Here is a 21641-nt window from a genome sequence, read left to right as displayed (position 1 = left end):
GATCGCTGTCAGCAGTGTCGATGGTGTTGTCACCCCACCCGCGCGTTCCGCGCGACCTCCCCCCTCAAGGGGGAGGTGGGAAGTCGGTTTGCCGGTTTTCGAGCGGCCGGAGAGGGAGATGCGGGGTTGCCCGCCTTCAATCGCCTTGGCTTGACTCTTTGCTGTCCCCCTCGTGCCTTCGGCACTCGACGCCTCTTGTTGCCTCGCCATCGGGTCGTCCATGGTGGCGAGTTCGACGGCCTTGAGGCGTTTGATTTCGTCGCGCAGGCGGGCGGCTTTTTCGAAGTCGAGGTCGGCGGCGGCGTCGCGCATGCTCTTTTCCAGCGCGTTGAGATGGCTCTGCAGGTTGTTGCCGACGAGGTGGCCGCCATCGGCAAAACCCTTGGCGCCGGTGACGCCGGAAATGTCGGGGCGGACGTGGTCGCGCTCGTAGACCGAGTCGAGAATGTCGGAAATCTTCGCCTTGACCGATTCCGGCGTGATGCCGTGTTCGAGATTATAGGCCATCTGCTTTTCGCGGCGGCGGGAGGTTTCCTCCATGGCGCGGCTCATCGAGCCGGTGATCTTGTCGGCATAGAGGATGACCTTGCCGTCGACGTTACGCGCGGCACGACCGATGGTCTGGATCAGCGAGGTTTCCGAGCGCAGGAACCCTTCCTTGTCGGCGTCGAGAATGGCGACGAAGCCGCATTCGGGGATATCGAGGCCTTCGCGCAGCAGGTTGATGCCGACCAGCACGTCGAAGGCGCCGAGGCGCAGATCGCGCAGGATCTCGATGCGCTCCAGCGTGTCGATGTCCGAGTGCATGTAGCGGACGCGCACGCCGTGTTCATGCAGGTATTCGGTCAGGTCCTCGGCCATGCGCTTGGTGAGCACGGTGACCAGGGTGCGGTAGCCCTTGAGGGCGGTTTCCTTGATCTCGCCGAGCACGTCGTCGACCTGGGTCTTGGCCGAGCGGACCTCGACCGGCGGGTCGATCAGCCCGGTCGGGCGGATGACCTGTTCGGCAAAGACGCCGCCGGACTGTTCCATTTCCCAATTGCCGGGCGTCGCCGAGACGGCGACCGTCGGCGGGCGCATGGCATCCCATTCCTCGAAGCGCAGCGGCCGGTTGTCCATGCAGGACGGCAGGCGGAAGCCGTATTCGGCCAGCGTCGCTTTTCTGCGAAAATCTCCTCGGTACATGCCGCCGATCTGGGAGACGGAGACGTGGCTCTCGTCGATGAACAGCAGCGCGTTGTCGGGGATGTATTCGAACAGCGTCGGCGGCGGCTCGCCGGGCTGGCGGCCGGTGAGGTAGCGCGAATAGTTCTCGATGCCGGCGCAGGAGCCGGTCGCCTCGAGCATCTCGACATCGTAGCGGGTGCGCTGTTCGAGGCGCTGGGCTTCCAGCAGGCGGCCGGCCTTTTCGAGCTCAGCGAGGCGCTGTTTCAGCTCCTCCTTGATCGATTTGATCGCGCCGTTGAGGGCCGGCCGCGGCGTGACATAGTGGGAATTGGCGTAGATCTTCACCGACTTCATGTCGCCGGTCTTGGCGCCGGTCAGCGGGTCGAATTCGGTGATGCTGTCGATCTCGTCGCCGAACAGCGAAATGCGCCAGGCGGCATCCTCGAGGTGGGCGGGGAAGAGTTCGATCGTGTCGCCGCGCACACGGAACGAACCGCGGACGAAATTGATCTCCTGGCGCTTGTATTGTTGGGCGACGAGGTCGGCGAGCAATTGCCGCTGGTCGATGCGGTCACCGACCGACATCTGGAAGGTCATGGCGGTGTAGGTCTCGACCGAGCCGATACCGTAGATGCACGAGACCGAGGCGACGATGATGCAGTCGTCGCGCTCGAGGATGGCGCGGGTGGCGGCGTGGCGCATGCGGTCGATCTGTTCGTTGATCGAACTCTCCTTCTCGATGAAGGTGTCGGAGCGCGGCACATAGGCTTCCGGCTGGTAGTAGTCGTAATAGGAGACGAAATATTCGACCGCGTTGTCGGGGAAGAAGTGCTTGAACTCGGAATAGAGCTGGGCGGCGAGCGTCTTGTTCGGCGCGAGGATGACGGCCGGGCGCTGGGTCGCCTCGATCACCTTGGCCATGGTGAAGGTCTTGCCGGAGCCGGTGACGCCGAGCAGGACCTGGGTGCGGTCGTTGTTCTGGATGCCCTCGACGAGGTCCTTGATTGCCGTCGGCTGGTCGCCGGCGGGCTCGTAGTCGGAGACCATGCGGATGGCGATGCCGCCTTCCGACTTGTCCGGCCGGGCCGGGCGGTGCGGCGTCCAGATCTTGCCGTCCTTGAACAGCGGATTGCCGCTTTCGATCAGCGAGGACAGGGCTTCCACGGTTGCGGTGACGGCGCCGGGGGCGAGGCTTTCGGCCTCCTCGAGCGACACATCCATGCCGGCAACCGGATTGAGGCCGGCAGCCGCCCGGGTCTTCGGATCGGAGGAGGCACCGACCGAGACGCCGCGCGACGTGGTGGTTGCGGTGGTGTTTTTCGCGGTTGGCTGTTTGGCGGCGGCCTTGCCGGTCTTCGGCAGCGCCTGCTGGGCCTTGTCCAGCGCCACCTTCTCGGCATGGCGGCGGGCCTCGATCTCGATCTTCTTGCGGTGCTTGCCGGCCTTCGACGCCAGCTCACGCTGGCTCTCGACGCCGGCGGCCTCGGCCTCGGCCTCCAGCTGCCTGACCCAGTCGGAGACGGAGCCCGACAGGGGCTCGCCTTCAAACGCGATTTGCGGAGCTTCCTCGAAACCGGGCGCGAAACCGGGCTTCGAAGGGGCGGAGGATTTGGGTGTCTTGGCCATGGGCGGAATATGGCGAAGCGGCAGACGAAAAGGAAGGGCCGGCGGCGAATAATCCGGAACAAAAGCGCAACCAGATCGGGCTCAACTGACAGCGTGGTGGCAGGAGGAGGTGCTATTGCTTGAAGATGTTGTCGCGATGCCAGGCCATGTAGACTGGATGCGGCCGGTGGCGCGGCTCGGCGGGAACCTTGGCGATCAGATCGCGGGCGAGCATATGCGAGATATCCTCGTTCAAATGGCGCGACTGCAGGATCTTGTAGTCATCCGCAATCGACAACAATCCGCGATCGAACATCCAGTGAACCGTGCCGGACAGGGCAAGACAGTTCTGGATCGAATCGTTACCGCCGCGCTCGACAGGCACGATATGGGCTGCCTCGACTTCCGGGCGACCGCCGCCATTGATCAGGCGCAGGCCGGTGAAGACGCAGGTGCGGTCATAGACCTGACGGATGTGCTGCTTGAATTTGGCGTCGCGAAAGGGACGATTGATGGTCTGCTGGAGTATTGTCCGCTCAATCGGCTCGAACAGGAACGGAGTCTGGGCGGTTTCGTCGAGTTCCAGGCGTGGCAAGTCGATGGCTTGGGCATCGGTCCGTGCCGGCCATTCGTCGGGCTCAGACAAGCCGGCCTGAACGATCGCGGCAAACTCGCGGTCATCGATGATGCGGACGGCCTGGACACTTCGTCCGGGATTGATTGTTCCATCGGGGCGAACGAGTTGTTTCTCGAACCCGCCTCGCTCGACATAGTCGACAGGCCTGTCGAAATCCAAATAGTCATCGAGCAACGCGTAGAAGTGTCCCGCTCTTAGCGGATCGGGTGAGACGTGGTTTATCCTAGCCATGCCGGAATAGTATCGGCTTTTCAGGCCGGGCAGTGGACCGTAGTAGATGATCCAGTCGCCGACGGCTTGTGAGACACGGGAAAGATAGGTCTTGGGGAAGTGATAGCGTCCGGGCGCATCGTCATAGATGCTTCCGGCCTTATGATAAAAGATCGCCTTGGCCATGTTGCCCCCGAGTCATACGGCTGTAGTTTTAGGCGAGGACCGCAGCAAGTGGCAACAACCTTAAGCCGCAACCTGAGCTTGGCGACACTTCATGCCCGGAACACAGGGTCGGCCCAGATCAATGGTCCGGATCAATCCGCTCAAGGGCCGGCCACAGAGAGGTGGCTGGCCTTGCGCTTCAGCGGCGTCTTGTTCTGGTGTTCGGTGATCCAGTCTTCGAGTTGCTTGACCGGCATCGGGCGGGCGAAGAGGTAGCCTTGAGCGGTGGTGCAGCCGAGGCGGGCGAGGATGGCGGCATCCTCGGCGGTTTCGACGCCCTCGATGATGATGTCGAGCGACAGCGATTCACCGAGGCTGACCAGGGCGCTGATCAGCTTCTGGTTGGTCTCGAAGCGGGCGACGTCCTGGGCGAAGCTGCGGTCGATCTTCAGCCGGTCGATCTTCAGGCTGATCAGATAGGCCAGCGAGGAATGGCCCATGCCGAAATCGTCGACGGCCAGCTTGTAGCCGGCGGTTTCCAGGCGCTTCAGCTGTTCGCCGGCAATTTCCGGATCGAGGATCGCTTCCTCGGTGATCTCGATCTCGATCAGGCTCGGATCGACGCCGTGTTCGCCGGTGACGCGTTCGAGCATGTCGGCGACCGAGTAGAGGGCGAATTCGCGCGGCGAGACATTGAGCGCCACCGTAACGCCCTTGATGCCCAGTTCCGGCAGGCGCTTGCTGAGCAGGCAGACATCGGCGGCGATGCGCGCCGTGAGGCGGTCGGACAGATGCACCACGCCGGCAGCGTTGACGATTTCGGGCGGCGAGACAAAGCCGAGCTGTGGATGCTGCCAGCGTACCAGAGCCTCGAAACCGGCGATGTCGCGGGTGGCCAGGTTGATCTGCGGCTGAAACCAGGCGGTGACCGCGCCGGATTCGATCGCCTTTTCCAGGTCCTGCTCGATGATGCGCTGGCGCTCGGCGTCACGCTTGAGATCGGGATTGAATTCGCGCATCTGGCGGCGACCGAGGCGTTTGGCATCGTACAGCGCCATATCGGCGCAGGCGAGCAGTTCCTCGGCATTGGCGCCGTGATCGGGATAGGCGGCCAGGCCGATGCTGAGGCCGATCACCGAGTTTGTCGCCCCGCAGCGGATGGCCGCCCGGCTGGCCAGCAAGAGCCGGTTGGCATGGTTGCGCGCGCGCTCCATGGCGCGTTCGCCGGTGACCACAACGGCGAATTCATCGCCGCCGAGGCGGGCGATCAGGCTTCCGTCGGTGATCGTATCACGCAGCCGGTTGCCGATGTCGCAGAGAAGCGTGTCGCCGGCGCTGTGGCCCAGCGTGTCGTTGATCGACTTGAACCGATCGACATCGATGATCAGCAGCACAACCTGCTCGTTGACGACCACGGCGCGGGCAATGTCGCCGCTCAGGTGGCCATTGAAGAACATGCGGTTGGCGAGGCCCGTCAGTGTGTCGCGATTGGCAAGCGCCTCAAGCCGGGTATTCTGGCGGAGGATGTCATTGTTCGCGCGAGTCAGACTATCGGCAAGCGCGGTCGCCTCCAGCCGGGCAAGCTGGTTGCTGACAAACATCCGTTCGGTCCACAGGCTACGGCGCACGAAAACGTAGATCAGCATCATCAGGCAGCCGGCGAGCAGATATTCCGGCCACTCGCCGATCCGGACGAGGCTGAAAATGATCGAGCAGAGGATCGGTATCGAGAAGACCAGTGCCAGTGGTGTGTAGCCGATCTGCTTGACGACGGAGCCTGCGGCCAATCCACCGAGCAGGATGATCAGCGCCGCGTCGTCCGCGAGCGGGGCAAAGTCATCGATGAGAAAGGGAAGGGCAGCCCAGCAAAAACCGGAGGCCGCGGCACCGAGCGACATGATGAACAGGGCGGATTTCGGCTTTTGCGCGACGATTATCCGCCCGCGCAGATAGTTCACCGAGATCCGGCGCAAGACGAGAATGGACAGGGCGAGGGCCAGCCAAACCAGGGTGCGAAGTTGCAGTCCGTGGTTGAAGGTGATGATACATAAGGCGACAAGCAGATTGATGGCATTCAGAGCCAGTGTGGAAGGATGACCATCGATGATGTCATCGACCTGCGCCTGCATCACTGCAGGCATAAAATGGGCGCCTCGACTTCTAAACAATGACATAAAACACGTCCGCGCTTAATCGCAATAATTACTCAATAACATGAGCCACTTAATGGCCCGTTACATGACTAGGCATGCATTTTAGTAGAAATCGTCCCTCAGTTTTCAGGCAATATGAGGACTCTGATCCCCGGTTGAGATTTGCACGCGATGCGCGCAGGCCAAGGCGGATGCGCCTGAAGCCCGGCAGGGCGACATCAAACGCCTTGGTTGCAAAGGCGTCATGGCGGCAAAAGCAATTTGCACGGCTTACAATCACAGTCGCCGCTGCTAAAAAGGCCGAAGCGTCAATTGCGGATTCGCAGGGCAGCGCTATCTGCCTTGAAGCAATCGCTGAATTTTCATTTTCTCTTTGTGGATCCCATCATGCCAAGCTTCTCCCCGGCCGCGCTCTGGCCCATCCTGCTGCTGTCGCTTTCCAATGTCTTCATGACATTTGCCTGGTACGGTCACCTGAAATACAAAAATTCAGCACTGTTCATGGCAATTCTGGTTAGCTGGGGCATTGCCTTCTTCGAATACTGCCTGGCAGTTCCGGCCAATCGCATCGGTTCGCAGGTCTATTCCGCGGCGCAGTTGAAGACGATGCAGGAGGTCATTACCCTCATCGTGTTTGCCGGCTTTTCGGTGTTCTGGCTGAAAGAAGCACTAACCATCAATCACGTGATCGGCTTCATCCTGATCGCCGCCGGCGCTGCTTTCGTGTTCAAGGGCTGACTGCCTGAGGGCGCAAGCGATCCCGCAGCGGCTCAGGCCGGCGGAACCGGCGTCGGCTTGCCGTCGCTGTCGAGCGCAACCATGACAAAGGTCGCGGCGGTGACCTTTTCCATGATGGGAGTGAGATAGCGCTGGGCCCAGACCTCGACGGACAGCGTGATCGAGGTGCGGCCGACGCGGGCGATATCGGTATAGACGCAGAGCGTGTCGCCGATCTTGACCGGCATGGCGAAGGCCATTTCCTGAACAGCGGCAGTGACGACACGACCGCTGGCGCGCTCTGCGGCGCGGATGCCGCAGGCCAGGTCCATCTGCGCCATGACCCAGCCGCCGAAGATATCGCCGGCCGCATTGGCGTCAGCTGGCATTGCCAGCGTGCGCAGTGTCAGTTCACCTGTCGGGGTGGTCTTGGTTGGGGTCTTCGTCTCGGGCATGCAGCACCTGAATCACGTTTCATCGACGCTCAGGCTAGCGGAGACGGTGCGGCATCGCCACCGCGAAGATTAACGAAGTGTTGCCATCTTCATTATGATTTTTGATAGTTCGCTCTTTAGAATATAAAAAAATGACATATGGCAAAGTGCCCCCAGTTAAATGTGGGGGAATTCATGAAGGCCTTTTCCTTGTCCGTCAGGCTCTATGCTCTGGTCGGTATTACGCTTGCGGTTCTGGTTGCGACGCTGACCTACAGCCTGTTCCATTCCTATGACGCGCTCAGCAATGAACGGCGCGCCGGGCTATCGGCGATCAATGACAATGCGATCGCGATCTTCAACAAGTATTACAAGATGGAGCAGGACGGCACGCTGACGCGCGCAGAAGCGCAGGAGCGGGCGAAGGAGGTCGTCGCGGCGATGCGCTACAAGCCGGACGGCTACCTGTGGATCAACGACATGGTCCCGACCATGGTCATGCATCCAATCAAGCCGGAGCTGAACGGCAAAGACCTGAGCCAGAACAAGGACCCGACCGGCAAGCACCTGTTCGTCGAATTCGTCAACACGGTGAAGGCGCACAAGCAGGGCTTCGTCGACTACATGTGGCCGAAGCCGGGCTTCGACGAGCCGGTGATGAAGTTCTCGCACGTCGTCGGCTTCGAGCCCTGGGGCTGGGTCGTCGGCACTGGCGTCTATTCGGACGACCTGGCGGCGATGTTCCGCCAGACCGCGCTGCAATATGGTGCGATCATCGGCGTCAGCATCCTGGCGATCATCGCCTGCGCCTATGCGGTGGTGGCCAGCGTCGTCAAGCCGATCAGCCGACTGAAGACCGCGATGACCGAGATCGCCAACGAACAGGTCGACACCGAGATTGCCGATGCCGACCGCCGCGACGAGATCGGCGGCATGGCCGGCGCGCTTCTGGTGCTGCGCGACAGCGTTCGCGACCGGATCGGCATGCGCCAGCGCGAAAGCGAGCAGCAGCACAGCCTGAACGGCGAGCGCGAGCGCAACGAAAGCCAGCTGCGCGCTGCGGCAGAACGACAGAACCATGCGATCCATTCGATCGGCTCGGCGCTGGAGCGGCTGGCCGAGGGCGACCTGACGGTGCAGATCGAGACGCTCGGCGCCGACTATGAAAAACTGCGGCACGACTTCAATCGCGCGGTCGATTCGCTCGCTGGCGTGATTGCCTCGATCAACCAGACCAGCGACGTCGTCACCTCGAGCGCCGGCAATATCAGCGAGGCGACCAACAACCTGTCGCGGCGCACCGAGCAGCAGGCCGCAGCGCTGGAGCAGACGGCAGCTGCGCTGGACGAGATAACGGCCACCGTGCGCACCGCCGCCGAACGGGCGAACGAGGCCCGCGACATGGTGGCGGCGACCAAGAAGAGCGCCAACCGCTCCGGCGAGATCGTCCGCAATGCGGTCGACGCCATGGGCCGGATCGAAGGTTCGTCGCAGAAGATCAACCAGATCATCTCGGTGATCGACGAGATCGCCTTCCAGACCAACCTGCTGGCGCTGAATGCCGGCGTCGAGGCAGCGCGTGCCGGTGAAGCCGGTCGTGGCTTTGCCGTTGTCGCCCAGGAAGTGCGCGAGCTGGCGCAGCGTTCGGCCAATGCGGCGAAGGAGATCAAGACGCTGATCAGCGCATCGGCTGCGGAAGTCGATACCGGCGTCGGCCTGGTGCGTTCGACCGGCGAGGCGCTGGTCGAGATCGAGCAACTGGTCAACCGGGTCAACGACAGCGTCGACACGATCGCGACGGCGGCCCGAGAACAGGCGACCGGACTGCACGAGATCAACACATCGGTCAATCACATGGACCAGATGACCCAGCAGAACGCGGCGATGGTCGAGGAAACCTCGGCGGCCGGCCAGGCGCTGGCGGAAGAGAGCCACAACCTGCGCCAGCTGCTGTCGCGGCTGAAGATCAACCGCGACCAGGGCCGCGCACGCCGTGCAGCCTGACGCCCGATGGGCATGAACGAGAGGCCGGTGGAGCGATCCGCCGGCCTTTTTCGTTGTCTTGCTCGGCGCGTTAACCATGACGGCAAAAGATGGGCGCCAGCGGTCGGGCGGTCCTAACTCGGCCTTAATGGCTGGCTTCTATTCTGTCTCGCAATGGTCCGATGTCTACCGTCTGATATCGGCCGCTTCGAGAGTGGAACCTGGTATGGCGTCTTCCTTCTCCCAAACCCGCGTGGCGCTTGCACTCGGTGGAGCCATGGTGCTTGGCGCCTGTTCCGCGAGCGACCGGCTGCCTCCGTCCGAGATTTCAGGCGTGCCCGACGACGTGCGCGGCGAACTGGTGCTGGAGGGGCCGGTGGGCGAACGCCGCCTTGCCCGGCGCAGCGGGGCCACCGAACCGCCGATCGCCTATGCGGCGCCGATGGCAAGCACCAATGGCGGCAGTGCGGCGATCGACTATCTGAACACGCCCAACCTTGCTGGCACCGGCGCTCAATCGGGCGAGCCGCAAGCGATGGCGGCAATCGAGGCATCCGGCCAGGACGGGTCCATGGCGATGGCGAGCGTGGCGCCTGATCAGATGGGGGCGGAAGCGCTGGTCATTCCGGAGGGGGGCGTCAACATCGATGCCGAGCTCGGCATTTCGGCCGCCGACAGCGAGGGATCCAGCCTTCAGCAGGTTGATGGTGTACAGCCGCAGATCGTCACATCGCATGGCGCCATGGCTATTGCCGAAGGCAATACCAGCCAGCCGGTTGTCGATGGAATCGGTTTCGACAATCCGACCTCGCTGAATGCCGGGCAATTGCCGCCGGTCGTGGCGGATGCGGAGATGCCAGTTGCAGAGATCTCGGGCGCAGAGATCTCGGGCGAAACCGGGCAGGGCGCCGACGACGGCATCCTGCCGCTCGCCGAAGACAGCGGCACGAGCGGCATGGACAGCGCAGCAACGGTCGATTGCTCGCTCTATCTCGACAAGCGCAACTGCCCGAAGGGTTGAGGTCAACTGGCATTGTCGCTGCTGCGTACCGGATCGGCCGGCTGCGGACTTGCGGGCAGGTGGCCGGGCGCCTAGACGGAGGATCCGAGCAAAAACGCCGGTTGATCGAGACCCGCCGAACGCGCCGAGGGACCATGCCGCCACTGTCGGAACTATTGATGTTTGCCGCATTGCTGATCGTGGCGGGTGGTGTGGCCGGTCTTTTGGCCGGCGTGTTCGGCATTGGCGGCGGGGCGGTGCTGGTGCCGGTGTTCTATCAGGTGTTCGGCTGGGCCGGCATCGCGCCGGAGGTGATCATGCATCTGGCGGTGGGCACCTCGACGGCGCTGATCGTGCCGACCTCGATCCGGTCGTTCAAAGCCCACCAGATGCGCGGGGCGGTGGATATCGATCTGCTCAAAGGCTGGATCATCGCCGTGCCGCTTGGCGCGCTGCTGGCAACCGTGGTTGCCGCCTATGCATCGAGCGAGATGTTGCGGCTTATCTTTGCAGTGATCGGGCTTGTGCTGGCGGCGCGCATGCTGTTTCTCAGCAACCGCTTCCATCTCGGCACCGAACTGCCCGGCGAACCGGGGCGCTTCCTGACCGGTGGCGTGATCGGGTTGATCTCGGGTCTGATGGGCATTGGCGGCGGCGTGCTCAACAATACATTCATGACGCTGTTCGGCCGGCCGATCCACCAGGCGGTGGCGACATCGTCGGGGGTTGGCGTGCTGATCTCGATCCCGGCGCTGGTCGGTTATATCTGGGCCGGTTGGGGCAGGGCGGATCTTCCTGTGTTTTCCACCGGCTATGTCAATTGGGTGGCCTTTGCGCTGATCTTCCCGACCGCAATGCTGGTCACGCCCTATGGCGCAAAACTGGCGCACCAGATGAGCAAGCGGCAGCTGGAAGTCGGGTTCGGACTGTTCCTGATCTTCGTCTCGATCCGGTTCTTCATCAGCCTGTATGGCTAGATCGATCCGGCCATGGCGCAGCGGAATGTGTTAAGCCTGCGCGTTGTAAACGCGTCAGAGACGGACAATGGCCGAGCATAACGGCCTGACTTGGAGGAATACATCATGAACCTGCGCGCGACGAGCACGGCCGGCAATGCGGTGCTGGCCGGCGTCTTGCTCATGCTTCTCGGCGACTTCCTGTTCTCGCTGAACGATGCGATGGGCAAATGGCTGGTTGCGAGCTTTTCCGTCGGGCAGGTCCTGGTGATGCGTTCGCTCGGATCGTTCGTGATGCTGACGCCGATGATCGCGAAACAGGGAAGCGACGGGCTCTTCAGGCTGGAGCGGCCGTCGCTGCAGGTTCTGCGCGTGGTGCTGACGACGGCGGATGTGGCGCTGTTTTACGCCGCAGTCGCCTACCTGCCGCTGGCCGACGTGATGACCTTCTACATGGCCGGCCCGATCTATGTCGCCGCGCTGTCGCATTTCTTCCTCGGCGAGACCATCGGCTGGCGTCGCTGGCTTGCGGTCGTCGTCGGCTTCATCGGGGTGATCATCGCGCTGCGGCCGTCGTCGGCGATGCTGTCCTGGCCGGCAATTTTCGGTCTCATAGGCAGCCTGTCGTTTGCGCTGACGCTGATCCTCAGCCGGCGGCTGCGCCAGACCAGCGACGTGACGCTGGTGACCTGGCAGACGGTCGCAGCCCTTGTGACCGGCGCGGCGCTCAGCATCGGCAGTTGGAGCCCGATGTCCGGCCTCGACCTCGTGGCCATGCTGGCGCTCGGGATCGTCGCGGCCAGCGCCCATATGATGATCACCCGATCGCTGAAGCTGGCGCCGGCTTCGCTGCTGGCACCGCTGCAATACAGCCTGCTGCTATGGGCGATCATCCTCGGCTATCTGTTCTTCGGCGATCTGCCGGACAGTCAGGTTCTGGCCGGATCGGCCGTGATCGTGCTTGCCGGCCTGTTCATTTTCCACCGGAAAAAAGTGGTCAGCGGGATTGCACCAGACGATGTTGCGCCTGACGGTCACTGAACGCCTACCAGCCAGGGGTTTGGCGTAGCGCGAGGCCGATGCGCGCAGGCGTCACGGCGGCAGCAAGGGGTCCGCCACAGCGCGATCCTTGGCTTTATTCTGACTTTTTCAAGTGCTAGTGACGTCCGCATGCCAAAGACATCCAGCACCGCCATCGCAGCCACAATCTGCGCCCTCATGGTGCCGATGGTCGCACAGGCGATCGACAAAAGCACCGCGAGCCAAATCGAAAAGCTCGATCCGTCCGATCAGCTTGAACAGCGATGTGATCTGGAAGGCATGGATCGGCTGAAGGCGGACAAGGTGATTTCCTATACTTTCTCACGCCCGAAACATACCGACGTGCATATCGATGCAAAAGGCGCCGTGTTTCGCCGCGATGGCGAGTGGTATCGCCTGGCCTATAGCTGCACGACGAGTGCGGACCATCTTTCGATCGTGTCGTTCGAAATGAAGCCCGGCGCGCGCATCGCGCATGAAGACTGGGACCGATATTACCTCTATCCCTGAGCCCGACCGGTCCGAGCGCCGACAGGCGGCGCCCGGGAGACCATTGCCTTTTCCTCAGACCACGATCCCCGTCCGGTTGCTCGACATGGTCAGCTTGCGTTCGGCGCGCTCCTGCTGGGGCGAGCGGTTGTAGAGTTCGCGATAACACTTGGAAAAATGCGAGGCGGAGACGAAGCCGCAGGCAACCGCCACTTCGACAACCGGCATCGACGACTGGACGAGCAGATGGCGGGCGCGGTCAAGGCGGATCTCGAGATAGTAGCGGGCGGGAGAGCGGCCCATTTCCTGGCGAAACAGGCGCTCGATCTGGCGGCGCGACAGGCCGGCATCGTCGGCAATCTCGAGCAAGGACAACGGCTCCGACAGATTGCTTTCCATCAGTTCGATGATCTGCAGCACCTTGGAGTTCTGCACGCCGAGACGCGCCCTGAGCGGCAGCCGCTGGCGGTCATGGGCGGAGCGTACGCGGTCGGTCAGGTGCTGCTCGCAAACGCGGTTGACGAGGCCCTCGCCGAAATCCTGGCCGATCAGGTTCAACATCATGTCGAGCGAAGCCGTGCCGCCGGCGCAGGTATAGAGATTGCCGTCGACTTCGTAGAGGTCGGCATAGACTTCCGCCTGGGGGAAGGTTTCGGAGAATCCGGGCAGGTTTTCCCAGTGGATGGCGCAGCGTTTGCCATTCAGCAGACCGGCCTGTGCCAGCACATGGGCGCCCGTACAGAGCGAACCGATCGCAACGTTGCGGTTATAGGCCTCACGCAGCCAGGCATTGACCGACTTGTTGTTGAACTCCTCGACATAGATGCCGGAACAGACGATCGCCATGTTCGGGCGGTTCTCGCCGCCGAGAAAGCGACGCTCGTCGGCCAGCGACGAATTCACCTCGATGCCGATGCCGGAAGAGGAATGAACTTTCTGGCCATCGACCGAAGCGAGGCGCCATTCATAAGCCGCGTAACCCAGCATGCGGTTGGCAATGCGCAGCGTTTCGATCGCGCCTGCGAACGGCAACAACGTGAAATGCGGAACGAGGAAGAAGGTGAGTGATCGCTTCTTGGTTTGCTGCTTGCTCATGGTGATGTCCAGTTCCCTTGTTTTCCGGCATGCTCGACCGGAAATGCATTCTGGGATGTTCTCACTGCGACATTGACATGGAATTCAGCGGCGAGAAACTATTCAGGACCGCTAAAAAGCGACATTTCTTCCCTGTTTCCATCCTGCGACGAAAATGTACAGGCGATAACAATCGTCAGTTTAGCAGGTCTTTGAAAAGAAATTACTTTGTGGAGGGCGCGGAGACACAATCAGGGATTGGATGTTTTGCCGGTTTGCGACATGACCGGATGATCACGTCGCAAGCCGTTGCGAAACGAAGGCCGTCAGCGATGCATGTCGCCGGCAGGCCAGCCGAGGTCCTTGCGCAGGTCGAGGGGAAGCGATTCCAGCGTGCGCTGCTCGCGGCGGCGCGTGCTCCAGTCATTGATCGCCGCGATAGCCTTGACGATTAGGTGTGCCGGGCGGTTCGCCGCCGGAGCACCACGCAAGGAGCGGGCAATCGGGGTATCGAAATGAACCAGTGTCATGGCATTTATCCTTTTCGGTCAGGCCCAGCGGGGAACCCGTTTGGCTGTTCGTTTATCTGCTCTCGTCACTCATCAATCAAACGAATGTTTCTTATGGCATCAATTCGATTTGCTGATGATTGATCGACACCGCCCAAAGTCAGGTCACGTTGCAGATAGTCCGGCAGACGGGCGATCTCGCGCAGTGCTGCGGCTTGTGTCCTTGCCCGAAGACGGGTGTTACGGCGATCACGATAGCGGTCGTGGCAATAGGCCAGAAAAGCGCCTAGAAGCATGTCTTCCTCCTTTGTTCGGTGCATGGGATGAAAATGCGCCTCGATTGACATTCAATCAAACGCAATGATATCGTCTTCAAGTTCAATTTTCTTGAAGGCTATCGCCATGACACTCATGCTGCGCCAACCCTTGCCTCTGCTCGACAATGATGTGCTGCGGACGTTCGTGGCGATTGCGGAAACCGGAAGCTTCACCACTGCCGCCGACCGCGTGTTTCGCACGCCATCGGCGGTGTCGATGCAGATCAAGAAACTGGAGGAGCAGTTGAGCGTGACGCTGTTCCTGCGCGATGCGCGATCGGTGACACTGACGGAGGGCGGGGAGGTGCTGCTTCCTTATGCCCGGCGTATCCTGGCGCTGTCGAACGAGGCGGTCGGGCGCTTCCGCATGCCGGAGATGAAGGGCGTGGTCAGGCTCGGCGCACCCGACGATATCGGCGAACGCTTCATGCCGACGATCCTCAGGCGTTTTGCCGAACATTACCCGGCTATCATGGTCGACCTGACCGTCGATACGTCCGGGGCGTTGCGCCGGCGATTGCAGGAGCAGCGGCTGGACCTGACGCTGATCAATTGCGCGCCGGGTGCCGTGGTGCACGAGGGCGAGGTTATCCATCAGGAACAACTGGTATGGGCCGGGGCGAAATGCGGCACGGCGCATATGCGCGATCCACTGCCGGTGTCGATCTGGGAAGACGGCTGCTGCTGGCGGGCGGACGCGCTGGCGCGGCTCGACAAGGACAGACGGCCCTACCGCATTGCCTATCTGTCTGCGCATACGATGGCGCAGCGCGCGGCGGTGATTGCCGACCTGGCCGTGGCGCCGCTGCCACGCAGCTATCTGACCGCCGACATGACGGCCTTGGGTTCCAAGCATGGATTGCCGGATCTCGGCGCCTTCGATGTGCGATTGCTGACCGGCAAGGAAAGCAGCGACACGATCCGGGCGGTGGCCGACAGCGTGCGTTATGCATTTGCCGAGATGATCGGCATCGCGGCCTGATCCGAATCTGCCTGTCGGAGACATCATGAACCAACTGCCTCGCCTCGACGATTTCCCGTGCCGCAGCTACGACAAGCTGCGCTATGGCGACACGGATCGCCAGGGGCATGTCAACAATGCGGTGTTTGCCACCTTCCTGGAAACCGGCCGCGTCGAGATGATCTTTGCGGCAAACGAGCCGCTGCTGGAGGACGGCTTTTCCTTCGTGGTGGCGAAGCTGGAGATCAACTATCTGGCCGAGATCCTATGGCCGGGCACGGTCGATATCGGCACGCGCATCGTCAAGGTCGGTCGCTCGTCGGTGACGATGCAGCAGGCGGTGTTCCAGAATGGCGTCTGCTGCGCTTCCGCCGAAACGGTCGTCGTGCATTTCGACCAGTCGACGCGCAGGTCGCATGCGTTTTCGGACGCGCAGAGGGTGCGGTTGCTCGGGGCCGATGCGGACGAACCGGTCGCAGCTACCGATGCCCTATAGGGTTTCCTCATAGGCTGACTGCGCCTGGCGAAGCGCGTCGTCCAGCGTCCGGCCTTCGCTGTAGATCTGCAGATAATCCGGAGCACTGACGCCCGGCGGCACATGCGGACTGATTTCTGCCGCGCCGATCACCGTGCGGACCGGAATGACGCCTGCCCAGAGCGGGATCGTCATGTCTTCCTCGTCGTCGCCCACCCCCTTGGCGCGGCTTTTCGCCGACGCCTCCTCGATCCGCATGCCGATCACCATGGTGGCCTTGACCTCCTGGCCATGGTTTTCGCGGAGTGCGGCGCTGCGGCCCGGATAGAACCGATCGATGACAGCAGCCAGCGCGCGGGCCTTGTCCTGCGGGTCGTCGATGATGGCTGCCGTGCCGAAGCACATGGCCGAGCGGTAGTTGGCCGAATGGTTGAAGCCGGAGCGGGCGAGAACCAGGCCGTCGAGATGGGAGACGGTAAGGCAGACGCGCACGCCCTCTCTCTGGCTCTTCAACATGCGACTGGCCGATGAGCCGTGCCAGTAGAGCCAGTCGCCCTCGCGCCAGTGGATGGTCGGCGTGCAATAGGGCTGGCCGTCGATGACATAGGAGACATGACAGAGAAAGCTGCTGTCGAGGATGGCGTAGATGGCTTCCTGATCATAGGCGGCGCGTTCGTGCAACCGCTTGGCGCGGTTGCGCGGGGTGACCGGGAATGTCGTCTGTCCTGCCATCTTGTCCATGTGTGTCTCCATTGGCCGACCGTTGTCGGGCTTGTCTTCCCATCGGCGTTGATGCAGGGATAGAGCTGGCGATTGGTCCACAAAAGATCCAATATGACGAAGAAAGCTCGAACCAATTCCGACTGGTCTGCCGCAAGGCCGGTGCTGCCTGCGACCGGGCCGCGGCGGCTGGCGCTTTACCGCGAGTTGCGCGGACAGATCGAGGCCGGCCGGCTTTCGCCCGGCGACAAGCTGCCGACGACGCGCGATATCGCGGCACGGTTCGGCATTGCCCGCGGTGCTGCGGTCGCGGCCTATGAAATGCTGGCGGCCGATGGCTTCGCCGAGGCAAGGGTCGGGGCGGGCACCTATGTCGCGGCAGCAGTGCCAAGCCTTCAGAAGGAGGCCAGCCCGCAGCTTCGTAATGCGCCGGACGCTGTGGCGCCGCTTCCCGGCACGCTCGGCTGCTCGACCGCGGACGCAACGACGCTGCGGATCTTCCGCATGCTGATGAACCGGCACCTGACCAATCCGTCGCCACGGCATTTCCACTACAACGATCCGGCCGGCAGCCATGCATTGCGGGTCGAGATCGCGGCGTATCTGAAGGCGGCCCGGGGCGTGAATTGCGATCCCGAGCAGGTGATCATGACCTCCGGCACGCAGCAGGCGCTCGATCTTGCCATCCGCGCGCTGCTGAAGGCCGGCGATCCGGTTTGGATCGAGGATCCTTGCTACGTGATGGCCCGCAAGGTGTTTGCCGCGAGCGGCATGCAGGTCGTGCCGGTTCCTGTCGATGGCGAAGGGCTGGACGTTGCGGCCGGGGCGCGGCTGGCGCCTCAGGCGCGAGCCGTCTATGTGACGCCATCGCACCAGTATCCGCTCGGCGTGACGCTATCGATGGCACGGCGGCTGCAGTTGATCGACTGGGCGCAGCGCGCCGGCGGCTATATCATCGAGGACGACTACGACAGCGAGTTCCGCTTTTCCGGCCCGCCGCTCAGTGCGCTGCAGGGCATCGACGGTGAGGGGCGGGTGATCTATGTCGGGACATTTTCCAAGACGCTTCTGCCCGGTTTTCGCATCGGCTATCTCGTGGTGCCGTGGACGGTGCGCGAACGGGTGCTGGAGGTGCGGCAGTTGACCGACCGTTTTCCCTCGACGCTGGCCGAGGATGCGCTGGCAGAATTCCTGCGCGACGGGCATTTTTCCGCCCATGTCAAACGGGCGAGGCGGCGGGTGCGCGCGGCGCGCGATGCGTTGATGACGGCGCTCGAAGAAGCTGGCCTGGAAGACGGCGGTCTGCATGTCATGCCACCCGAACAAGGGTTGCATCTGGTCGCGCATCTACCGGCCGGTATCGATGATGGGGCACTGGTGGAGATTGCTGCAGATGCCGGGTTCGGGGTGAGGGCGCTGTCGCCGCTTTATGCTGGTGCGACGGATCGGCGCGGGCTGGTGATCGGCTTCTCCGGTTTCGAGGCCGAGGTGCTGGCGCAGGCCGCGCGGCGTTTCATTCGCGATCCGCGTTTCCTCGCGCTTTCAGGTCGATGACGTATCCCCACCACCAGCAATGGCACTGAAACCGGCATTGGCGCCGGCGATCCAGACCGTCAGAAAATCGCCGAGCATGGCCCTGGCTGCGGCGGCATCGGCCATCCAGCCGGACAGGCGATAGACCATGACCTCATGTAGCAGCGCCTGGATGCCGCGGCTGAGCATGGTGGCGCGGGCCTCGTCGCAAGCCGGCAGGGCAGTGCGGATGAGGCTGGCAGTCAGGCCTTCCAATTCGTGACAGATGGCAAGGAAACGCTCGGTGAAGGGACCAGTCCCCAGACCCGACTGGGCGAGATACAGGCGGGCAAAGGCCGGGTCGGTGCCGAAATAGTCCAGCCACGGCGCCAGCAGTCGGTGGATCGTCTGGTCGAGCGGTTCTGTCATCTGTGCCGACACCAGGCGGCGGCTGCGCTCGAAGATCTGCTCGATCTCGACCAGCCCGAGGGCGGCGAGCAGATTGGTCTTATCGCCAAAATGGGCAAAGACGCTGGCCTTGGCGACCTTTGCGCCGGCCGCCACCTGATCGATACTGGTCTGCTCGAAGCCCTGGACGGCAAACAGGGCGCGGGCGGCGGCGAGGATCTGCTCGCGGGTCTGGCGGCTGCGTTCCTGGCTCAGTTTCATGGCGTGCGTCTCCTGCCGGTCTATCGGCCCACAGTTATTCTTTGCGATAATTCTTGACCGCGGTCAATTTACAATGATAGAAATTGACCGCGGTCATATTTCTGGAGGTTTTTTCATGCCCTTCCTGTCTTCATCCGAAATGCCGGCGCGCTTGCTGGTTCTGAACGGCAACCCGGGCAAGGCGACGCTGTGCCGTCAGATGGCCGAGCGCATTGCAGAGGCGGCACGAACACAGGGCGCGGAGGTGAGGCTGGTGCATCTCTGCGATCTCAGTTTCGACGCCAATCTGGCGGAAGGATATCACCAGCGCGTCGATTGGGAGCCCGATCTCGAGGCTTTGGCCGAGACGCTCATCTGGAGCAACAGGCTGGTGCTGGTGCAACCCTTGTGGTGGGGATCGGCGCCGGGACGGCTGAAAGGCCTGTTCGACCGGCTGCTGATGCCGGGATTTGCATTTGCCTATATCGACGGCCGGGCGCTCCCCAAACCGCTGTTCAAGGGGCGCAAAGCGCGGGTGGTAATCAGCTCGGACACGCCGTGGTTCGTGCTTCGGTGGTTCTACGGCAATGGCTGGGTCAAGGTGCTGAAACGGCAGATCCTGGCCTTTGTCGGTTATGGCGACCTGAAGACCATGTATTTCGGGCCCATTCGCGGCGCCTCTGCGGAGAAGCTCCGTGCGATGGTGGGCAGGTCGGTGAAAATTCTCGACTGAGGGACAGCGGCGCGCTTATTCGCGGCTTCGGCGGCGCCGGCGCCCACCGCCCTCGCCATCGCCGTCCGACAGGACCTTGCGTTCCGGCAAAGTCACCACGGCCGAGAGTTTCGGGAAGGGATCGACCTTGTTGGGCAGGGCCATGGCGTCGATGAACAATTGCTGGAAATTGGGTTCAAGCGCCGTCTCGATCTTCTCGATCACACGCACCGTCTCCTCGATCTCGCGGCGATGGCCGCGGTTCAGGAGCGCCATCAGCGCGCCGGTGCCCGCCGCATTGCCGACCGCCTTGACCTCGGCGAGGTCGCAATCGGGGATGAGGCCCAGCACCATGGCGTATTTCGGATCGATGAAGGAACCGAAGGCGCCGGCAAAACGGATGGTGTCGACCGCTTCAACGCCGAGCTTTTCCATCAAGAGCTTGATGCCGGCATAGAGGGCTGCCTTGGCGAGCTGGATGGCGCGGACGTCATTCTGGGTGACCGTGATGCGCTGGGCACCGTCATGCAGCAGGTAGGAGAAGGTTCGGCCATTGGCGAGGACGCGTGGGCTTTTCGCCGCCATGCCGCCATCGACGACACCGTCGGTGGAAATGACGCCGGAGAGATACATTTCGGCGACGACCTCGATGATGGCCGAACCACAGATGCCGGTGATGCCGGTCTTGTCCGCGGCCTCAGTGAAGCCCTCTTCATCCGACCACTGCTCGACGCCGATCACCTTGAAGCGTGGTTCCAGCGTTGTCGCATCGATGCGCACGCGTTCGATCGCGCCGGGTGCTGCACGCTGGCCGCAGGAGATTTCGGCGCCCTCGAAGGCGGGGCCGGTGGGCGAGGAGGCGGCAACGGTGCGCTCGCGGTTACCAAGGACGATCTCGGCATTGGTGCCGACATCGACCATCAGCATCATCTTGTCCTGGCGATGCGGGCCTTCGGCAAGCGTTGCCCCGGCCGCATCGGCGCCGACATGGCCGGCGATGCAGGGCAGGAGATAGGTGCGAGCGCCGGGATTGAGGCCGAGTTCGATGTCCTTCGCCGGGCAGGAGACGGCACCGGAGACGGCGAGCGCGAACGGCGCCTGGCCGAGTTCGGTCGGGTCAATGCCGAGAAACAGGTGATGCATGATCGGGTTGGCGACGAAAACGGAATCAAGAATGTCGCTGCGGGCGACGCCTCCTTCGGCGCAGACCTGGTCGACGAGGTCGGAGACCGCCTGGCGCACGGCCCTGGTCATCGCTTCACGGCCGTCCGGGTTCATCATCACGTAGGAGACGCGGCTCATCAGATCTTCGCCGAAGCGGATCTGCGGATTGGAGGCGCCGGACGAGGCGACGATGCGGCCGGACAGCAGCGAGACGAGATGCATGGCGATCGTCGTCGAGCCGATATCGCAGGCAATGCCATAAGCTTCGTTGTGCAGGCCGGGCCAGAGGGCGACGATGGTCGGGCGCGAGGTCGGGCTGTCGCGGTGGATGGCGGCCGTCACGGTCCAGTTGCCCTTGCGCAGGATCTTCTGGATCTGCGGATAGAGATAGGGCTCGACCTGCAGGTCGGTATAGCCCCAATCCTTTTCCAGCATGACCTTCATGCGGTCGAGATCGCCGAGCGGCTTGTGCATGTCGGGCTCATCGACCTCGACATAGCAGAGATGGACGGCCGGGTTGCGCTCGATCACCCGATCGCTGGCGGCCTTGCGCACGACCTGAGCATTGACCACGGCATCCTGCGGCACATCGACCACAAGATCGCCCTGGACCGTGGCGGAACAGGAGAGGCGGCGGCCTTCCGGCAGCGTGCGCACTTCGCTGTAGCGCTTTTCCTTCGGACCGACCGGGGAAATGTGATCGTTGGACGAGGTGATGCCATGCTTGGCGAAATGGCCTTCCTGGACCTCGATCTGACAACGACCGCAGGTAGCGCGGCCACCGCAGACACTCTCGACATAGACGCCGAGCTGGCGCGCAGCATCAAGTACCGGCGTGCCGACGGCGAAACGACCGCGTTTACCGGACGGCATGAAGAGGACGAGGGGATCAATTTCAGTCATGAGCAATGCATTTCCTGAGAGCCTTGGAAGCAAGGGGCGTGCCTAAGCGGTATTTTTGCCATTGTCGAGTGGACCGCCTTGCCCCTCAC

At 62.6% G+C, this 21641-nt stretch carries 20 protein-coding genes; 10 read left to right on the top strand and 10 right to left on the bottom strand.

Features of this window, described 5'->3' with window-relative positions; all coding sequences use genetic code 11:
- The 3 genes from uvrB to PDO_RS24015 form a co-directional block, all read right to left on the bottom strand.
- Window positions 1–2793, bottom strand: a 2793-nt coding sequence (uvrB, locus tag PDO_RS24025; RefSeq protein WP_007607916.1) for an excinuclease ABC subunit UvrB, incomplete at its 3' end; no start/stop codon positions are given.
- Between the two features lie 112 nt (window positions 2794–2905).
- A complete protein-coding gene (locus PDO_RS24020; protein ID WP_007607913.1) occupies window positions 2906–3805 on the bottom strand; it encodes an HNH endonuclease in 900 nt (299 codons plus the stop codon).
- Between the two features lie 140 nt (window positions 3806–3945).
- Window positions 3946–5925, bottom strand: a complete 1980-nt coding sequence (locus PDO_RS24015) for a putative bifunctional diguanylate cyclase/phosphodiesterase (RefSeq protein ID WP_007607911.1) — start codon at window positions 5923–5925, stop codon at window positions 3946–3948.
- 399 nt (window positions 5926–6324) lie between these two features.
- Here PDO_RS24015 and PDO_RS24010 point away from each other — a divergent pair, with 399 nt between their 5' ends.
- Entirely contained in the window at window positions 6325–6675 is a 351-nt protein-coding gene (locus tag PDO_RS24010; protein ID WP_007607909.1) for a DMT family protein, read from the top strand.
- Window positions 6676–6707: 32 nt separating this feature from the next.
- Here PDO_RS24010 and PDO_RS24005 read toward each other — a convergent pair whose 3' ends face one another.
- Entirely contained in the window at window positions 6708–7109 is a 402-nt protein-coding gene (locus tag PDO_RS24005; RefSeq protein WP_007607907.1) for an acyl-CoA thioesterase, read from the bottom strand.
- A gap of 174 nt (window positions 7110–7283) precedes the next feature.
- Here PDO_RS24005 and PDO_RS24000 point away from each other — a divergent pair, with 174 nt between their 5' ends.
- The 5 genes from PDO_RS24000 to PDO_RS23980 all read left to right on the top strand — a co-directional run bounded on the left by PDO_RS24000 (window position 7284) and on the right by PDO_RS23980 (window position 12578).
- Entirely contained in the window at window positions 7284–9092 is a 1809-nt protein-coding gene (locus PDO_RS24000) for a methyl-accepting chemotaxis protein (protein WP_007607900.1), read from the top strand.
- Window positions 9093–9297: 205 nt separating this feature from the next.
- Window positions 9298–10092, top strand: a complete 795-nt coding sequence (locus tag PDO_RS23995) for a hypothetical protein (RefSeq protein WP_007607899.1) — start codon at window positions 9298–9300, stop codon at window positions 10090–10092.
- A 134-nt stretch (window positions 10093–10226) separates the two neighbouring features.
- The gene (locus PDO_RS23990) at window positions 10227–11048 is read left to right on the top strand and encodes a sulfite exporter TauE/SafE family protein (protein WP_007607898.1); all 822 of its coding nucleotides are present in this window, start codon (window positions 10227–10229) and stop codon (window positions 11046–11048) included.
- A gap of 105 nt (window positions 11049–11153) precedes the next feature.
- Window positions 11154–12068, top strand: coding sequence for a DMT family transporter (locus tag PDO_RS23985; protein WP_007607897.1), 915 nt, complete (start codon window positions 11154–11156; stop codon window positions 12066–12068).
- A gap of 129 nt (window positions 12069–12197) precedes the next feature.
- Window positions 12198–12578 (top strand): DUF930 domain-containing protein, encoded by a 381-nt coding sequence (locus tag PDO_RS23980; RefSeq protein WP_007607896.1) that lies wholly within the window; start codon window positions 12198–12200, stop codon window positions 12576–12578.
- A 54-nt stretch (window positions 12579–12632) separates the two neighbouring features.
- Here PDO_RS23980 and PDO_RS23975 read toward each other — a convergent pair whose 3' ends face one another.
- From PDO_RS23975 to PDO_RS23965, 3 genes are all read right to left on the bottom strand, one after another.
- Window positions 12633–13652 carry a GlxA family transcriptional regulator gene (locus tag PDO_RS23975; protein WP_007607894.1) on the bottom strand — a complete coding sequence of 340 codons (1020 nt, stop codon included), beginning with the start codon at window positions 13650–13652 and terminating at the stop codon, window positions 12633–12635.
- A gap of 305 nt (window positions 13653–13957) precedes the next feature.
- Window positions 13958–14161 (bottom strand): hypothetical protein, encoded by a 204-nt coding sequence (locus tag PDO_RS23970; protein WP_007607892.1) that lies wholly within the window; start codon window positions 14159–14161, stop codon window positions 13958–13960.
- Window positions 14162–14226: 65 nt separating this feature from the next.
- Entirely contained in the window at window positions 14227–14436 is a 210-nt protein-coding gene (locus tag PDO_RS23965) for a hypothetical protein (RefSeq protein WP_007607891.1), read from the bottom strand.
- 106 nt (window positions 14437–14542) lie between these two features.
- Between PDO_RS23965 and PDO_RS23960 the strand changes: the two genes are divergently transcribed.
- Together PDO_RS23960 and PDO_RS23955 are read left to right on the top strand one after the other, a co-directional pair.
- A complete protein-coding gene (locus PDO_RS23960) occupies window positions 14543–15439 on the top strand; it encodes a LysR family transcriptional regulator (RefSeq protein ID WP_007607890.1) in 897 nt (298 codons plus the stop codon).
- A 25-nt stretch (window positions 15440–15464) separates the two neighbouring features.
- On the top strand, window positions 15465–15914 hold the full coding sequence (locus PDO_RS23955; RefSeq protein ID WP_007607889.1) for an acyl-CoA thioesterase: 450 nt from the start codon (window positions 15465–15467) through the stop codon (window positions 15912–15914).
- On the opposite strand, the gene PDO_RS23950 is transcribed toward PDO_RS23955, so the two are convergent.
- Complete coding sequence (locus PDO_RS23950) at window positions 15909–16634, bottom strand: pyridoxamine 5'-phosphate oxidase family protein (RefSeq protein WP_007607888.1); 726 nt, start codon at window positions 16632–16634, stop codon at window positions 15909–15911. The two genes, PDO_RS23955 and PDO_RS23950, sit on opposite strands and share 6 nt — an antisense overlap.
- A gap of 93 nt (window positions 16635–16727) precedes the next feature.
- Here PDO_RS23950 and pdxR point away from each other — a divergent pair, with 93 nt between their 5' ends.
- A complete protein-coding gene (gene pdxR, locus PDO_RS23945; protein WP_007607887.1) occupies window positions 16728–18167 on the top strand; it encodes a MocR-like pyridoxine biosynthesis transcription factor PdxR in 1440 nt (479 codons plus the stop codon).
- Here the strand turns inward: pdxR and PDO_RS26835 are convergent.
- A complete protein-coding gene (locus PDO_RS26835; RefSeq protein ID WP_007607885.1) occupies window positions 18156–18794 on the bottom strand; it encodes a TetR/AcrR family transcriptional regulator in 639 nt (212 codons plus the stop codon). The two genes, pdxR and PDO_RS26835, sit on opposite strands and share 12 nt — an antisense overlap.
- Window positions 18795–18909: 115 nt before the next feature.
- Between PDO_RS26835 and PDO_RS23935 the strand changes: the two genes are divergently transcribed.
- Window positions 18910–19506, top strand: a complete 597-nt coding sequence (locus PDO_RS23935) for an NAD(P)H-dependent oxidoreductase (protein ID WP_007607883.1) — start codon at window positions 18910–18912, stop codon at window positions 19504–19506.
- 15 nt (window positions 19507–19521) lie between these two features.
- On the opposite strand, the gene PDO_RS23930 is transcribed toward PDO_RS23935, so the two are convergent.
- The gene (locus tag PDO_RS23930; RefSeq protein ID WP_007607881.1) at window positions 19522–21552 is read right to left on the bottom strand and encodes an ASKHA domain-containing protein; all 2031 of its coding nucleotides are present in this window, start codon (window positions 21550–21552) and stop codon (window positions 19522–19524) included.
- Window positions 21553–21641: the final 89 nt, after the last annotated feature.

Origin of the sequence: Rhizobium sp. PDO1-076 (assembly GCF_000247475.1) — a bacterium.
In the GTDB taxonomy this organism is placed as follows: domain Bacteria; phylum Pseudomonadota; class Alphaproteobacteria; order Rhizobiales; family Rhizobiaceae; genus Allorhizobium.
Note: the sequence above shows the minus strand (reverse complement) of the source record. Positions and strands in the feature narration are given on the sequence as shown.

Bases quoted from the DNA above. Each gene is read 5' to 3' on its own strand.
- PDO_RS24010 (WP_007607909.1), top strand. From the start codon at position 6,325: ATGCCAAGCTTCTCCCCGGCCGCGCTCTGGCCCATCCTGCTGCTGTCG.
- PDO_RS23990 (WP_007607898.1), top strand. From the start codon at position 10,227: ATGCCGCCACTGTCGGAACTATTGATGTTTGCCGCATTGCTGATCGTG.
- PDO_RS24020 (WP_007607913.1), bottom strand. From the start codon at position 3,805: ATGGCCAAGGCGATCTTTTATCATAAGGCCGGAAGCATCTATGACGAT.
- PDO_RS24000 (WP_007607900.1), top strand. From the start codon at position 7,284: ATGAAGGCCTTTTCCTTGTCCGTCAGGCTCTATGCTCTGGTCGGTATT.
- PDO_RS23935 (WP_007607883.1), top strand. From the start codon at position 18,910: ATGCCCTTCCTGTCTTCATCCGAAATGCCGGCGCGCTTGCTGGTTCTG.
- PDO_RS24015 (WP_007607911.1), bottom strand. From the start codon at position 5,925: ATGCCTGCAGTGATGCAGGCGCAGGTCGATGACATCATCGATGGTCAT.
- PDO_RS23980 (WP_007607896.1), top strand. From the start codon at position 12,198: ATGCCAAAGACATCCAGCACCGCCATCGCAGCCACAATCTGCGCCCTC.
- PDO_RS23930 (WP_007607881.1), bottom strand. From the start codon at position 21,552: ATGACTGAAATTGATCCCCTCGTCCTCTTCATGCCGTCCGGTAAACGC.
- PDO_RS23985 (WP_007607897.1), top strand. From the start codon at position 11,154: ATGAACCTGCGCGCGACGAGCACGGCCGGCAATGCGGTGCTGGCCGGC.
- PDO_RS23950 (WP_007607888.1), bottom strand. From the start codon at position 16,634: ATGGACAAGATGGCAGGACAGACGACATTCCCGGTCACCCCGCGCAAC.
- PDO_RS23970 (WP_007607892.1), bottom strand. From the start codon at position 14,161: ATGACACTGGTTCATTTCGATACCCCGATTGCCCGCTCCTTGCGTGGT.
- PDO_RS23975 (WP_007607894.1), bottom strand. From the start codon at position 13,652: ATGAGCAAGCAGCAAACCAAGAAGCGATCACTCACCTTCTTCCTCGTT.
- pdxR (WP_007607887.1), top strand. From the start codon at position 16,728: ATGACGAAGAAAGCTCGAACCAATTCCGACTGGTCTGCCGCAAGGCCG.
- PDO_RS23955 (WP_007607889.1), top strand. From the start codon at position 15,465: ATGAACCAACTGCCTCGCCTCGACGATTTCCCGTGCCGCAGCTACGAC.
- PDO_RS23965 (WP_007607891.1), bottom strand. From the start codon at position 14,436: ATGCTTCTAGGCGCTTTTCTGGCCTATTGCCACGACCGCTATCGTGAT.
- PDO_RS26835 (WP_007607885.1), bottom strand. From the start codon at position 18,794: ATGAAACTGAGCCAGGAACGCAGCCGCCAGACCCGCGAGCAGATCCTC.
- PDO_RS23960 (WP_007607890.1), top strand. From the start codon at position 14,543: ATGACACTCATGCTGCGCCAACCCTTGCCTCTGCTCGACAATGATGTG.
- PDO_RS24005 (WP_007607907.1), bottom strand. From the start codon at position 7,109: ATGCCCGAGACGAAGACCCCAACCAAGACCACCCCGACAGGTGAACTG.
- PDO_RS23995 (WP_007607899.1), top strand. From the start codon at position 9,298: ATGGCGTCTTCCTTCTCCCAAACCCGCGTGGCGCTTGCACTCGGTGGA.